A 15,128-nucleotide genomic window follows, 5' to 3' on the forward strand; every position below is an offset into this window, starting at 1 on the left:
TTTATTTTTGGCCTAAGATTTGGGGAATAGTATAAGTGAACCAAATATGGTAATAGCAAAGAAACGGAGCGTTTTTATGCAAAACATAGAAATCGCCTGGATTTTTACTGAGCTGGCTGACCTGTTGGAAATTCAGGGGGAGGATTTTTATAAAATAAGGGCCTACCGTCGGGTGGCGGAAGCAATGGCAAGTTTGGAGGAACCTATTGAGGAAATACATCGCCGAAGATTATTAACGAAAATTCCCGGTGTAGGGAAGGTCATAGAAGAAAAAATTAAGGAAATACTTAAAACAGGTAAATTAAAGAAACACCAAGAGTTATTACGGCAAATTCCCCGGGGGGTTTTGGAAATAAAACAATTGCCGGGGATCGGTTCTAACCGAGCCAGAATCCTTTATCAGGAACTGGGTATAACTGATTTAGAGGGACTAAAACAGGCAGTTGAAAACCGACAGGTACGTAAACTAAAGGGCTTCAGCGCAAAGCTAGAGTGGGATATTTTAAACGGCATTGAGATGGTTCGCAACCGGCAGGGTAGAATCCGTCTTTCGGTGTCCAGGGAGTTAGCGGCAGAGTTAATTGATTTTCTCAAAAAAATACCTGGCACCCTTGGGGTGAAGATGGCTGGCAGCACCAGACGTTGGCAGGAAACAGTCGGGGATCTGGATCTTGTGGCCGCTGCAGAAGACCCGGCACCATTATTGACAGCCCTTGCCAGCCACCCGAGGATGAAAGAAGTAATTGAACGGCAAAGCAATCGCATTCGTTTGTCCACCTGGTGGGGGCTTTCGGTGGATTTGCAGGTGGTATCGCCAAAGGAATTTATTTTTACATTGCATCGCAGTACCGGGTCCAAGGACCACTATGCCAGGTTACAGGAAATTGCAGACAGTATTGGGCTGCAGCTTAATCATCATGGCCTTCGTACCGAACAGGGGGATTTCCTGGGGATTAACAATGAGGAAGATCTTTATCAGGCCCTGGGTATGAAGTATATCCCGCCAGAACTTAGAAAGGGCTCCGGCGAAGTGGAGGCAGCCCTTAAGGGAAGTCTGCCATCCTTGATCGAGGTTTCCGATATCAAGGGAGATCTTCATATACATACCAATTGGAGCGATTCTGCTCTGGAGATAGCTGATATCATAAAAAGGTGCCGGGAAAAGGGGTATTCCTATGCTGCCATTACAGACCACTCACAGTCTTTAAAAATTGCCAATGGACTTGACCCCACTAGACTGGCACAGCAGCACCAGATTATTCGGGAACAAAATAAAAAACTAGAGGATTTTACCCTGCTCACCGGCGTGGAAATGGATATTTTACCAAATGGTGAATTGGACTATCCAGACGAAATCCTGGAGCAAATGGATGTGGTTATTGGTTCTATTCACACTGGTTTTAGACAGAGCAAAAAGGAAATTACCCGCCGCATCAGCAAAGCCATGGAAAATGAGCAGGTGGATATCATTGCTCATATGACAGGCCGGCTGATAGGCAGAAGGGAGCCCTATGACGTAGATGTGGAGGAACTGTTGGAAACGGCTGCCAAGACCCAAACCATTTTAGAAATCAATTCTGCACCGGATCGATTGGATATCAACGAGGTTTATGCCAAGCAGGCCAAGGATTTAGGAGTTAAACTAAGCATTAATACAGATGCCCATGATCTTATGCGTCTGGATGACATGGTCTATGGCGTAGCCGTGGCCCGCAGGGCTGGGCTGGAGCCACAGGATGTCATTAATACCTTAAACTTAGAAGATTTGCGAAAGGTGCTGCATTAAATGCAACCGTTGCCAAGAGAATTTTATGCCAGGGATACTACCCTGGTAGCAAAGGAACTATTGGGAACCCTATTGGTTCACAGCAGCCCGGAAGGGGTTACAGTGGGCAGAATTGTGGAAACGGAGGCCTACCTGCAGGGGGACCCGGCCTGCCACGGTTTCCGGGGTATGACACCCCGCAACAGTGCGATATTTGGCCCGCCGGGTCATGCCTATGTTTACTTCACTTACGGTATGCATTATTGTTTTAATGTTGTTGCTGCTGCCGAAGGGGTGGGGGAAGCGGTGCTTATTCGGGCCTTGGAACCCCTGGAGGGATTGGAACGGATGAGGCAACGCAGGGGCAGAGACAGGCTCCATGAATTATGCGGCGGACCGGCCAGGTTGGTCCAGGCCTTTGGTATTACCAAAGAGCACAATAAAGCGGACCTTACTACAGGCCCTTTATTTATCGCTGACTCCCCGGAGCCACCACCGGATATCTATGTCACCACACGCATAGGCATTAAGGAAGGGGCAGACCTGCCGCTGCGCTTTTATATTCGGGGAAGTAAGTTTATTTCAAAGAAATAGCTAAAGGCTAAAGGCCAAAAAGAGAGGAGTAGGTGTATTTGAAATTACAAGAGATTTATAATCTTATTCTTAAAATGGGGATTGATCATGACCCACGGGGCATCGAAGTGGTACAAAAGCAATTGGCTAAAGAAAAGAAAAAAATTGATGAATTAAAAGAAGACGAAAGAAAAGAAATTGATCAAGATCGGATCTTTAACCCATATTCCGATACCAGGGTCCTTTTTGGTGAGTTGGACCGGGAAGTCAAGCGAATTTTAGTTGGCATCGACATGGAAGTGGGAGAGGTAATACTGGCTGATAGGCTGGCAGAAAAGGGTAAAAAGATTGACCTGATTATGGCCCACCACCCGGAGGGAAAGGCCATGGCTGGTCTATATGATGTCATGCATTTACAGGAAGACTTGCTGGCCCAATTAGGAGTGCCGGTGAATGTGGCCGAAGGAATTATGGCTGGCCGTATTGGCGAAGTTCGCCGGGGTCTGATGCCCGTTAACCACAATCGAGCCGTAGATGCGGCAAGATTATTGGATATACCCTTAATGTGCTGCCATACACCGGCGGACAACATGGTTACGGAGTATGTGCAAAAGAAAATTGATGAAAATAACTGTGAAACCCTGGGTGACATTGTCAAGGTCTTAAAGGAGATTCCCGAATATGCTGCAGCGGTTAAAACCGGAGCAGGACCCACCATCGTGGTAGGTTCCAGGAAACGCAGTGCCGGTAAAGTATTTGTGGACATGACCGGCGGTACCAGTGGCTCCGAGGATGCCTATAGCAAACTGTCCGTTGCCGGTGTCGGCACCCTGGTGGTTATGCATATCAGCGAAAAGCATCGTAAAGAAGCAGAGAAAAACCACGTTAACGTCATTATTGCAGGTCATATGGCCAGCGATTCCCTGGGCATGAATCTGATATTAGATATGATTGAGCAGCGGGGTGTGGAGATACTAACCTGTTCAGGACTAATCCGTGTTAAGCGTTCATAGGCGATCGTTGCAAATCACGGATGAAAATACAGGAGGCCATGGCCCTCGCCAAAGATACTGAAAGCGGATGGCTGACGGCTATTAAATAGGAGGAACATCAATGACCCAAGGACCTGAGCTGCTGGCCCCGGCAGGAAGCTGGGAGGCTCTGGTGGCTGCCGTACAAAATGGTGCAGATGCAGTATATTTAGGTGGTAAATTGTTTAACGCCAGGCACTCTGCAAACAATTTTGATAATCAAGAAATGGCCCGGGCGGTGGAATATGCCCATGTTCGCGGGGTCAAAATCCATGTTACCGTAAATATTCTATTGGCCAACCACGAACTGGAGGAAGCCTTGGGCTTCCTTCAGTTCCTGCATAATACTGGCGTGGATGCTGTCATAGTCCAAGATTTGGGCTTGGCCAGGCTGGCAAGGGAAGTCATACCCGAACTTTCCCTGCATTCCAGCACCCAAATGACCGTACATAATTTACCAGGGGTACAACTAATGCAGCAAAGCGGCTTTGACCGCATTGTTTTGGCCCGGGAAATGGAGTTAGAGGAAATTGCTAAGATAAAAAAAGAAACCGGAGCTGACCTGGAGGTTTTTGTCCACGGGGCCCTCTGTGTCTGCTACTCTGGTCAATGCTTAATGTCCAGTATGATTGGCGGTCGCAGCGGTAACCGTGGCAAATGTGCTCAACCCTGCAGGCTGCAATACCAGTTGGTAGATGAGCGGGGCAGGAACCTGGCAGACCCCTCTAAGATTGGAGAGTACCTGCTGAGTCCCCGGGATATCAATACCAGTGAATTGATTCCTCAGCTAATTGCCGCGGGCATTAATTCCTTTAAAATAGAAGGCCGTATGAAGCGTCCGGAATATGTGGCCACTGTGATCCGCACCTACCGCAACCTGATTGATCGTGCCCTCGAGGATGCAGACACTTATCAGATTAAGGAAAAAGAGGCCAGGGATTTGGCCCAGATCTTTAACCGTGACTTCAGTCCCGGCTACTTCTTAGGTAACCCGGGCATCGATTTAATGAGTTACAAACGCCCCAACAACCGCGGTGTACGTCTGGGGAGAGTCAAGGGTTTTAACAAGAAACACAACACAGTAGAAGTACTTTTAGAAGAACCCCTGCGCTTAGGGGATGGTGTAGAAGTATGGGTCACGGAGGGTGGCCGCAGCGGTGTGGAAGTAAATAATATTCTAGTTAACGGCAAACAGATTGAGGCTGCCCAGGCAGGTACCCTGGTGGGATTAGCGATACCGGGGAAGATACATATCGGTGATCGTGTTTTTAAAACCCATGACGCTGAGCTTATGGAAAGTGCCAGGGAGACCTTTACCTCCACGAGGGAAACACGAAAAATTCCCTTGCATTTTTCAATTAGAGCCAGGGTCAATGAACCCATGCACCTAAGTGTACTGGACAATCAAGGCTTTGCCTCGGAGGGCTACAGTGACGAAGCCTGTCAGGAGGCTATCAAACGTCCCTTGACCAGGGAGTTTTTGTTGGAGCAGCTTGATCGTTTAGGAAATACTCCCTTCGCCTTAGGGGAGCTAGAGGTGGATCTGGCGGAAAGCGTTATGCTGCCCATGCGTGAGATCAACGAACTGCGCCGCAGGGTATTAACGGATCTGGAACAAAAAAGAGCAAAGGCCCAGCGTCGTCCCGGTGTGGCAGAGCACCTCTTTCGGGAACGACTGGGGGGCGCCCTAAAAGTTCTGAAACAAACAGAACCTCCGAAACCCAGTCCACTGCTGGCTGTCAATGTTACGGACCTCACCTCGCTGGAAGCTGCTGTCAGCTATGGAGCGAATATCGTCTATTTCGGCGGGGAGAGTTATCGCTCCAAGGGTGTTGTTACCGAAAGGGATATCAAGGCTGGCTTGGAATTTTGCCACAAAAATGGGGTAGCACTGTTCTTAAATTCGCCCCGTATCCTGCATGATCATGATTTAAAAAGGTTCACTGCCCTACTGGAGCGAATTTCGGAATTGCCTCTGGCTGGAATTTTGGTGGGTAATCTTGGTTTGTTAAAGATTATTAAAGATTATACCGACAAACCTGTGATCGGAGATTTTACGCTCAATGGCTTTAATTCAGCAGCAATCCATTACTACCGGGAACAAGGGGTTCAGAGGTTAACACTGTCTCCGGAGTTAACCATGAAACAGGTCCAGGAGATAGCTAAAACAACTCCTTTACCCCTGGAGGTTTTAGTACAGGGGGCTTTGCCCCTGATGAATACCCGTCACTGCCCAGTTGGCAGTGTGTTAGGTGGCCTAACCTTGTCCAATAAATGTTCCGGTCCCTGTAATCGTCAGAGCTGTGGTTTAAAGGATCGGCTGGGTTTAATATTTCCCCTGGAGGTAGATCCGTACTGCCGGATGCATCTGTTTAATGCCAAGGATTTGTGTGTCATTGAGGATGTATTTACTCTCCTGTCAGCGGGAGTGTCTGTGTTACGCATCGAGGCCAAGAAAGAAGATCACGGCTACGTGGCCAGAACGGTAAACCATTACCACAAGGCCCTAGAGAGGTTTAAACATGGTCTGAAAGATGAACGCAAAGACAAGGAAGCGAAGGAAGATTTGGAGCAACTTAGTCAAGCGGGCATTACCAAAGGTCATTATTTTAGAGGAGTCATTTAATTAAGGAGTTTACTGGATGGAACGAACAATTAAGCGGTTGGAATTTAATAAAGTCCTAGAACGATTAGCTGCCCATGCCCAATCTGAACTTGGCAAACAGAAGGTTGAAGAATTAGTTCCCAGTACAAATATTTTGGATATTAAGCGTTGGCAGGCGGAAACCAGTGAAGGCCGAGAACTTTTAAGGCTAGAACCTCTGGCTGAGCTAAGCGGCTGGCATGATATTAGGCAAGCTTTAATCAGGGCTTCCCGCTTTGCTGTACTTTCAGCGGAGGAGTTATTTGCCGTGGGTGAGACCTTGGCAGCTTCACGGCATATTAAGAAGTTCTTTAGTGAGAGACTTGACATATATCCTCTTTTGTCAGAGTTGGCAGAAGGCTTGACCAACCAAGCCCAACTGGAGAAGGATATTCTAACCTCCATATTACCAGGTGGGGAAATTGCTGATGCTGCCTCGCCGGAGTTATTGCAGCTTCGTCGTGGTATCCAACGCTCCCAAAACAAGGTCAGGGAACGGATGGAAAACCTGATTCGGGCCAGTGAAAATCAAAAATACCTGCAGGACCCCATTATCACCATCCGGGGTGATCGTTATGTGGTGCCGGTAAAGCAAGAATATCGCAATCAAATACCCGGCATTGTGCATGACCAATCCGCCAGTGGTGCTACCCTTTTTGTGGAGCCAATGGCGGTGGTAGAAGCCAACAACCAGGTGCGTCAGTTGATGGCTGCAGAAAAACAAGAAATACTTAGGATTTTAAGTCAGCTTTCCCAGGCTGTCAGTGCTGTGCATGAGGATATTTCCATTGCCTTAGGTGCCTTAGGGGAACTGGATTTTATCCTGGCTAAGGCCCGTTACAGCCTCAAACTAAATGCTTGGAGCCCCAAGATTGTGGATGGCACGGTTATTGATATCATCAAGGGTCGGCACCCTTTGCTGCCTGGTGATGCGGTACCGGCTACCATCTCTTTAGGGAAGCATTTTAAAACCCTGGTCATTACCGGACCCAATACCGGTGGTAAAACAGTGACGTTAAAGACCGTGGGTTTATTTACCCTCATGACCCAGGCTGGTCTGCATATACCGGCAGAGGCAGGTACTGAGATGGGTATTTTTAACCAGGTCTTTGCTGATATTGGGGATGAACAAAGTATCGAACAGTCCCTAAGTACTTTTTCCTCCCACATGACGAATCTAGTCCGGATTTTAGAGCAAGCCGGAGAGGGCTCGCTGGTGCTGATGGATGAGTTGGGTGCCGGCACGGATCCCACCGAAGGGGCGGCTCTGGCCAGGGCAATTTTGGAGGAACTGCATCGACGGGGTGCCTGTACCGTGGCCACCACTCATTATAGTGAACTGAAGAATTATGCCTATACAACCCCGGGGGTAGAAAATGCCAGTGTGGAATTTGATGTGGAAACTCTACGGCCCACCTACCGTTTATTGATTGGTCGTCCCGGCCGCAGCAATGCCTTTGAAATATCTGCCCGGCTGGGACTGAGGCAGGGGATTATTGAAAGTGCCAGAAATTTTCTCACCACTGAGCAGGTAGAGGTGGCTGAGTTAATCTCCAAGCTGGAAAAAACCCAACAGTTGGCTGAAAGGGAACGGGAAGAAGCCACTGCTTTAAGAAGGGAAAGCGAGCAGCTTAAAGAGAAATACCGTGCCTTGGAGCAAGAACTGAGGGCAAAGAAAGAGACCATCCTGGAAAAGGCCCATGAAGAGGCCAGCCGCTTGGTTCGCCAGTCTCGGTTGGAGGCTGAAGAAACGGTGAAGGAGCTGAGGTCACGATTAGCCGAGGCGGGGGCCAAGAACCGGGAAGAAGCAATCCACCAGGCCCGCAGCAAGCTGCAGCAGGTGACAAACAAAGTGGCGTCCAAGGCTCCGCAGCGTACCGGAAGTGGCGAGATACCCAAGGAGGTTAAACCAGGCGAGGAAGTCTTTCTGCCTAAGTACAACCAAAAGGCCTATGTGGTTGGTGTATCTGGCAGTAATGTCCAGGTACAGGTGGGTATCATGAAGCTGGTTGTACCTCTTAGAGAATTGCGCAAGGTAAAGGAAGTTACCGTTACCTCCGGTCAAAGCAAAGTAGGCCAGGTATTGATGGATAAGGCCCAACATATTGGAACCAGCCTTGACCTCAGGGGCATGACTGCCGATGAAGCAATGTTAGATATTGAAAAATACCTGGACGACGCCTTCCTAGCCGGTCTAAGTTCCGTTATACTGATCCACGGCAAAGGAACCGGCGCCCTGCGGGCAGCCGTCCAAAGAGAATTAAAAAACCACCCCAGAGTTAAGTCCTTCCGACTTGGCGAAACCGGCGAAGGCGGTACCGGTGCGACGGTGGTTACACTTAAATAAAAGGGACAAGGGACAAAATGACCTGTCCCTTTGTCCTTTTATAAACAATATCTTGAATGTAGCTTACAAAAGAATGAAATTAGCGGGAAAATTATTTCAATACAAAGGCTTATTACTATAATAGAAATTAAAACAAGAGGCGGTTGGTTATCAGTCATGCGTTTTTAGTTTAGACCGGGAACCCATATTCACAAAGGCTAACTGATGAAGGATAAAAAGCTGAAGGCGGATGGCTGGCGGCTGATAGCTAAAACAGGGGTGATGTAAGCGTGAATGAATTATTACTGGCCAGGTGGCAATTTGGTATAACAACAATTTACCACTTTCTATTTGTACCTTTGACCTTGGGACTTTCCGTGCTGGTGGCCATTATGCAAACCATGTATGTTCGCACGGGCGATGAAACCTATAAGAAGATGACAAAGTTTTGGGGGAAACTTTTTCTCATCAACTTTGCCATGGGTGTAGTCACAGGCATCGTTCAGGAATTTCATTTTGGTATGAACTGGTCAGAGTATTCTCGGTTTGTGGGTGATATTTTTGGTGCACCCTTGGCCATTGAGGCACTGTTAGCCTTCTTTCTGGAATCTACCTTTATCGGCATTTGGATTTTTGGCTGGGATAAGCTTCCTAAGAAACTTCATGCCCTAAGTATTTGGGTGGTGGCCATTGGCAGTAGTATATCGGCCCTGTGGATTTTAATTGCCAACTCCTTTATGCAGGCACCGGTGGGTTATGCCCTGCGTAATGGCAGAGCGGAGATGACCGATTTCTTGGCCTTAATTACCAATCCCCATATTTTTTACCAGTATCCTCATACGGTTTTAGGTGGCTATGTCACCGGGGCATTTTTTGTCATGGGGATCAGTGCCTATTATTTATTGAAGAAAAGGGATTTAGAGATTTTTCGCCGCTCCTTTAAAATTGGCTTAATATTTGGACTGATCAGCGTGTTTTTGGTAACCACCGTCGGTCACATGCAGGGACAATATTTGGTCAAAACCCAACCCATGAAGATGGCCGCAGCAGAGGCCCACTGGGAAACCGCTGACCCGGCACCCTTCGTAGCGGTGGCGGTGGTGGATGAGAAAAACCAAACGAATTCCTTTGAAATCGCCATTCCTAAAATGTTAAGTTTTATGTCTTATAATACCTTTAGCGGCGAGGTCAAGGGGTTAAAGGAATTGCAAGCAGAGGCAGAGGTTCAGTACGGACCGGGCAATTACATACCGCCGGTTACCCCCATATTTTGGAGTTTTCGTATTATGGTTGGGGCTGGTACTCTGATGGTCTTCGTTGCCTTAGTAAGCTTATATTTCTGGCGGCGGGGAACCCTGGAGTCTAAACCAATGGTTTTAAAGGCACTGCTTTGGTCCATTCCCTTACCCTACCTGGCTAACTCCACCGGCTGGTATATGACCGAGGCAGGCCGTCAACCCTGGGTTGTCTATGGATTACAAAAGGTAGAAAACGGCGTGTCATCATCCGTCTCTGCCGGGGAAATTCTCATCACCTTAATTGGTTTTACGTTAATTTATGGGGTCTTAGCCCTGGCGGCCCTGTATCTGATTTTGAAATTCATCAAGCAAGGACCTGAACAACCTGTTCAGACTAAATTAGATATAACCGATAAGGGGGTGTCCCTATGGACCTAAATATCCTATGGTTTATTCTAGTTACAGTCTTATTTATTGGTTTCTTCTTTCTGGAGGGCTTTGATTACGGGGTGGGCATACTTTTACCCTTTCTAGGAAAGAACGATGACGAAAGACGAATTGTCATTAACAGCATCGGTCCGGTTTGGGATGGCAATGAAGTTTGGTTGCTTACAGCCGGCGGAGCTTCCTTTGCAGCCTTTCCCAACTGGTATGCTACTTTATTCAGTGGTTTTTATTTAGCCTTATTTTTAATTCTGGTGGCCCTGATTCTAAGGGGTGTGGCCTTTGAATTTCGCAGCAGCGACACCAATCCGGTTTGGCGAAAATTTTGGGATTGGATGATCTTTTTTGGCAGTATTGTTTCAGCACTGTTATGGGGCGTAGCGATTACTAATTTACTGCAGGGTGTTCCCATTGATGGTAAAATGCAGTATGTCGGTAGTTTCTTTGACTTACTCAGTCCCTATACCCTAGTGGGCGGGCTAACAACTTTGCTGATATTTACACTGCATGGTGCCCTTTTTCTCTCTCTTAAAACAAGTGGCCAGGTTCGGCAGCGGGCACATGCCGCAGCCGTTAAAGTAGGTCTATCCGCTATTCCTGTGCTATTGGGGCTGGCGGTCCTGACCCATTATAAAACCGATCTTTTTGCCAAGCCAGGTGCCAGCGGTGCATTCCTATTGTCGGCCCTATTTATGGTGGTGGCATTGCTGGTTCTGCGTAAAGGAAGAGAGGGCTGGGCCTTTATCTTTAACGGTTTGACCATTGTTTTCTTTACAATTTCAATGTTTTGGGGACTGTTTCCCAGGGTCATGGTTTCCAGTCTGGACCCGGCCTGGAGTCTAACCATTTATAATGCTTCCTCCAGCCCCTATACCTTAAAAATAATGGCGATCATCGCCCTCACCATGGTTCCCATTGTCTTGATCTACCAAGGCTGGACCTATTGGGTATTTCGGGAAAGAGTGACCAAGAGTCATTTGCATTATTAGCCGTCAGCCGAGAGGGCCATGGGTCTGGCATTAAAATCTAAAATAGCGAGAAAGGTCCGGCTTCCTGTCTTTGGACAGGAGGCCGGACCTTTTTCTAAGGTTTTGAGAGATTAACTCGCATTATAAGGGAAATTCGCAGTTATTCTTCATCTTGTAAAGCGTCATAACCTTCCTCGCCTGTGCGTATTTTGATGACATTTTCTACATCGTAAATGAAGATTTTTCCGTCACCGACATGGCCTGTATATAGCGCCTCCTTGACTGTGTCGACAAAGGTTTCCGTTGGAATCTTGCACACGACGATGTCAACCTGTACCTTGGGTAAGAGTTTTGTTTTGACCGGTGCGCCGCGGTAGTATTCCGTGTGTCCCTTCTGCATGCCGCAACCGAGGACATTTGTAACCGTCAGGCCGGTAATGCCCATTTTTTCCAAGGAGGCTTGGAGTGTTGGGAATTGATACGGGTTTATGATAATTGTAACCTTCGTCATTTTCGCACCGGGGTGCGCTTTATTCACCACAGGGATAGCAACCTCCGGTGCAACCGGGGCGGACGCGGACACATGCGTTTTAACAGAAGAGATCGCAGCAAGACCATGTTCCGTTTCCGGAATGGGTGTCGTAATGGCAAAATCAGAATACGCCGATTCTCCATGCTGTGTCACATCGAGCCCCTGCGCTTCTTCCTGTGAAGAAACTCGAAGGACTTTCAGTATCGCCTTAATCCCATATAATATAACGATTGTCCCTATGGCGGCAACCGCTATCGATATCAGCATGGCTAACAGCTGTGCCACAATCAGCTTGGTTTCGCCAAATATCAAACCGTTATCCACTAAGGCGGCATTCACTTTTCCGCTTGCAAATAATCCGGTTGCAATGCCGCCCCAGATACCACCGATCCCATGGCATCCGAAGGCATCCAATGAATCGTCATAGCCAAGCTTGGGTTTCATGAAATTCATTGAAAAGAAGCATAAGGGGCTTGCAACCGCTCCGATGATGAAGGAAGCCCAAATCGGTACGAAGCCTGCACCCGGAGTAATTGCTACTAAACCTACAATAGCGCCGGTTGCTGCCCCCAGCAAACTCGGCTTGCCGCTTTTGATTTTTTCAATCAACATCCATGAGAGCAATGCCGCCGCGGCTGAAGTATTTGTTGTAATCAGAGCATGTACTGCCAGTTCGCCGCTTCCCAGTGCGCTGCCGGCATTAAAGCCGAACCAGCCGATCCAGAGGATGGAAGCTCCGATAAATACCAGTGGTATATTATTAGGCCCGCCGGATGTTATGCCATAACTGTTTCTCTTCCCAAGGAGCATGGCTGCCACAAGTCCAGAGACACCGGAACTGATGTGAACAACATTTCCTCCCGCAAAATCAATAGCACCAAGACCCTTGATAAAGCCGCCAACGCCCCAGACCATATGAGCCAGAGGATAGTATACAAGGATGAGCCATAGGCCGATAAAAGCGAATAATGCTGAAAATTTCATTCTTTCAACCAACGATCCTGTAATGATTGCTGCTGTGATAATGGAAAACATCATTTGAAAAGCAGCAAAAAGAGTATGCGGGATGGTTTCTGCATAATCTGGGTTTGGCGCACCGGTAATCCCATGAAAGAATGCCCAGTTCAAATCGCCGATCAAGCCGCCCGTATCATTTCCGAATGAAAGGGAATACCCAATGGCCACCCAAAGAACGGATGCCAGGCCGCAAATGAAGAAAGAGGACATAATCGTGTTTAAAACATTTTTGCGCTTGACCATTCCACCATAAAACAGTGCCAGACCGGGTGTCATAAAAAATACCAGTACCGTTGAAATGAGGATAAAAGTGATATCCCCTGTGTTCATGTCTCCCATCATCAATCCCTCCATTAAATTGAGCATAAAATAATGGGCGTGCATTTTATTCCGACATTCTCAGATGCCTGCGAATAAAACACACGCCCTTGTGCATCGTAAAACGATTGCGAGTAAAAATCAGTTTACGCTGTAAAGTATATCCGCATAGGTCGGGAACGGCCAATGCTTTTTGGCAATCAGCGTTTCCAACTCGTCGACCACCAACCGCAGCTCCGACATGGCTCCAAACACGCTGCCCCGGTAGAATTTCGCAAGGTTCAGCGCATCGCTTTCGGATTTTGTTTCCAACGCGGCGGTTTCCAGAAGCTCCAGCTTTTTAAGCAGACAGAGGGACAGCGTGGAAATCTTGCCGAGCAGGTGTTCCTCCAAGGTGCAGTCATATGCGCCGCACGCTTTCTTATGGCAAAGAAGCTGTGCCAGTTCAGCCTGATAGCCGACACAGGCAGGGATAATCTCCTTTTTCACCATGTCGGCCATGGCCAGCGCTTCGATGTGCAATGTCTTGCAGTAGCCCTCCAGCAGAATCTCATACCGCGCATGGATTTCGGTTTCAGTAAAGACCTGATGGCGGGTGAAAACCTCCACGCTCTTTGGTGCTGCGAAAGCCGGCAACGCCTCTACGGTGGTTTTCAGGTTGGACAAGCCGCGTCTCGCCGCTTCTTGTACCCATTCAGCGGCGTAGTTGTTGCCGTTGAAGATGATGCGCTTGTGTTCCCGGATGGTCTGCTGAATCAGTGCGGTAAGTCCCTCTTTGAAATTCTCCGCCCTTTCCAGGGTATCCGCAAATTTTCGCAGCACCTCGGCTACGGCGGTATTGAGTACAATGTTCGGCCCGGCAATGGAAAAGGTGGAGCCCAGCATACGGAACTCAAACTTGTTGCCGGTAAAAGCAAAGGGCGAGGTGCGGTTGCGGTCGGTGGTGTCCTTCGGGAAGTGGGGCAGCACGGTTGCGCCGATTTCCATCTCCAGCTTCTGTCTGCCTTGATAAGCTGCGCCGGTTTCAATCGCTTCCAGAATCTCGGTTAGCTCGTCGCCTAAGAAAACGGATACGATAGCGGGCGGCGCTTCATTGGCACCCAGCCGATGGTCATTTCCGGCACCGGCCACCGATACCCGCAGCAAATCCTGATATTCGTCCACTGCCTTAACGATCGCAACGAGGAAGAGCAAAAACTGTGCGTTCTCATAGGGTGTTTCACCCGGTTCCAGTAAGTTTGTGCCTGCATCGGTGGAGATTGACCAGTTGTTGTGTTTGCCGCTGCCATTGACCCCGGCAAAGGGCTTCTCATGGAGCAGGCAGGCAAGGCCGTGCTGGTTGGCGATGCTTTTCAAGAGTTCCATGGTTAACTGGTTGTGGTCGGTAGCGATGTTGGTGGTGCTGAAAACCGGAGCCAGTTCATGCTGGGCCGGGGCCACTTCGTTGTGCTTGGTCTTGGCCAACACCCCCAGCTTCCACAGTTCCTCCTCCAGATGCCGCATAAAGGCGGCTACCCGGGGCTTGAGACTGCCGAAATAGTGGTCCTCCAACTCCTGACCCTTGGGGGGCCTTGCGCCGAACAGGGTTCGACCGGTGTACACCAAATCGGAGCGCTTTAAGTAAACCTCTTTATCAATGAGGAAGTATTCCTGCTCCGGGCCAACTGTTGTAATCACCCGCCGCACCTCTGTGTTGCCAAACAGCCGAAGAATACGCAGCGCCTGCTTGTCGAGGGCCTCCATGGAGCGGAGCAGCGGTGTTTTTTTGTCCAGGGCCTCGCCGCTGTAGGAGCAGAAGGCGGTAGGGATGCAGAGTGTCCCGTCTTTGATAAAGGCGTAGGAGGTGGTGTCCCAAACGGTATAGCCTCTGGCCTCAAAGGTTGCGCGCAAGCCACCCGAGGGGAAGCTGGAAGCGTCCGGTTCGCCGCGTACAAGCTCCTTGCCCGAAAATTCCATGATCACCCGCCCGTCCTTCGCAGGGGTGATAAAGCTGTCATGCTTTTCGGCCGTGATGCCGGTCATGGGCTGGAACCAATGGGTGAAATGGGTGGCACCCTTTTCCACAGCCCAATTCTTCATGGCGTTGGCCACCACATTGGCGATATCCAGTTCCAAATGAGTACCTTGGGCAATGGTCTTTTTTAATGCCTTGTAGGTATCCTTGGGTAATCTGGACTGCATGACCGTGTCGTTAAACACCATACTGCCAAACAGATTCGGAATGTCCTTCACAACAATTCCCCCTTACAATCATTCAATCCCGGCGGTCTTA

At 48.7% G+C, this 15,128-nt stretch carries 9 protein-coding genes and 1 pseudogene; 7 read left to right on the forward strand and 3 right to left on the reverse strand.

The features are described from left to right. Nucleotides 1–76: 76 nt before the first annotated feature. The 7 genes from polX (at nucleotide 77) to cydB (ending at nucleotide 11,010) form a co-directional block, all read left to right on the forward strand. Nucleotides 77–1,786: a DNA polymerase/3'-5' exonuclease PolX gene (gene polX, locus V6C11_RS02460; RefSeq protein ID WP_333529494.1), complete on the forward strand. Its 1,710-nt coding sequence runs from the start codon at nucleotides 77–79 to the stop codon at nucleotides 1,784–1,786. Next, the gene (locus V6C11_RS02465; protein WP_333529495.1) at nucleotides 1,787–2,359 is read left to right on the forward strand and encodes a DNA-3-methyladenine glycosylase; all 573 of its coding nucleotides are present in this window, start codon (nucleotides 1,787–1,789) and stop codon (nucleotides 2,357–2,359) included. A 38-nt stretch (nucleotides 2,360–2,397) separates the two neighbouring features. After that, the gene (locus V6C11_RS02470) at nucleotides 2,398–3,351 is read left to right on the forward strand and encodes an NGG1p interacting factor NIF3 (RefSeq protein ID WP_333529496.1); all 954 of its coding nucleotides are present in this window, start codon (nucleotides 2,398–2,400) and stop codon (nucleotides 3,349–3,351) included. Nucleotides 3,352–3,451: 100 nt separating this feature from the next. After that, nucleotides 3,452–5,995, forward strand: a complete 2,544-nt coding sequence (locus tag V6C11_RS02475) for a DUF3656 domain-containing U32 family peptidase (RefSeq protein WP_333529497.1) — start codon at nucleotides 3,452–3,454, stop codon at nucleotides 5,993–5,995. A 16-nt stretch (nucleotides 5,996–6,011) separates the two neighbouring features. Continuing rightward, a complete protein-coding gene (locus tag V6C11_RS02480; RefSeq protein WP_333529498.1) occupies nucleotides 6,012–8,360 on the forward strand; it encodes an endonuclease MutS2 in 2,349 nt (782 codons plus the stop codon). A 269-nt stretch (nucleotides 8,361–8,629) separates the two neighbouring features. Next, nucleotides 8,630–10,015 carry a cytochrome ubiquinol oxidase subunit I gene (locus V6C11_RS02485; protein WP_333529499.1) on the forward strand — a complete coding sequence of 462 codons (1,386 nt, stop codon included), beginning with the start codon at nucleotides 8,630–8,632 and terminating at the stop codon, nucleotides 10,013–10,015. After that, the gene (gene cydB, locus V6C11_RS02490; protein ID WP_333529500.1) at nucleotides 10,006–11,010 is read left to right on the forward strand and encodes a cytochrome d ubiquinol oxidase subunit II; all 1,005 of its coding nucleotides are present in this window, start codon (nucleotides 10,006–10,008) and stop codon (nucleotides 11,008–11,010) included. The genes V6C11_RS02485 and cydB overlap by 10 nt, the downstream gene beginning before the upstream one ends. A 139-nt stretch (nucleotides 11,011–11,149) precedes the next feature. Here the strand turns inward: cydB and V6C11_RS02495 are convergent, their stop codons facing one another. From V6C11_RS02495 to V6C11_RS02505, 3 genes and pseudogenes are all read right to left on the reverse strand, one after another. Further along, the gene (locus V6C11_RS02495; RefSeq protein ID WP_333529529.1) at nucleotides 11,150–11,500 is read right to left on the reverse strand and encodes a P-II family nitrogen regulator; all 351 of its coding nucleotides are present in this window, start codon (nucleotides 11,498–11,500) and stop codon (nucleotides 11,150–11,152) included. Between the two features lie 138 nt (nucleotides 11,501–11,638). Further along, nucleotides 11,639–12,877: pseudogene (locus V6C11_RS02500) on the reverse strand (ammonium transporter); the annotation flags it as partial. A gap of 120 nt (nucleotides 12,878–12,997) precedes the next feature. Continuing rightward, on the reverse strand, nucleotides 12,998–15,088 hold the full coding sequence (locus V6C11_RS02505) for a glutamine synthetase III family protein (RefSeq protein ID WP_333529501.1): 2,091 nt from the start codon (nucleotides 15,086–15,088) through the stop codon (nucleotides 12,998–13,000). Between the last annotated feature and the right edge of the window lie 40 nt (nucleotides 15,089–15,128).

It is taken from the genome of Desulfotomaculum sp. 1211_IL3151 (assembly GCF_036763075.1).
In the GTDB taxonomy this organism is placed as follows: Bacteria; Bacillota; Desulfotomaculia; order Desulfotomaculales; family Desulfotomaculaceae; genus Desulfotomaculum.

Bases quoted from the DNA above. Each gene is read 5' to 3' on its own strand.
- V6C11_RS02475 (WP_333529497.1), top strand. From the start codon at position 3,452: ATGACCCAAGGACCTGAGCTGCTGGCCCCGGCAGGAAGCTGGGAGGCT.
- polX (WP_333529494.1), top strand. From the start codon at position 77: ATGCAAAACATAGAAATCGCCTGGATTTTTACTGAGCTGGCTGACCTG.
- V6C11_RS02480 (WP_333529498.1), top strand. From the start codon at position 6,012: ATGGAACGAACAATTAAGCGGTTGGAATTTAATAAAGTCCTAGAACGA.
- V6C11_RS02495 (WP_333529529.1), bottom strand. From the start codon at position 11,500: ATGACGAAGGTTACAATTATCATAAACCCGTATCAATTCCCAACACTC.
- V6C11_RS02465 (WP_333529495.1), top strand. From the start codon at position 1,787: ATGCAACCGTTGCCAAGAGAATTTTATGCCAGGGATACTACCCTGGTA.
- cydB (WP_333529500.1), top strand. From the start codon at position 10,006: ATGGACCTAAATATCCTATGGTTTATTCTAGTTACAGTCTTATTTATT.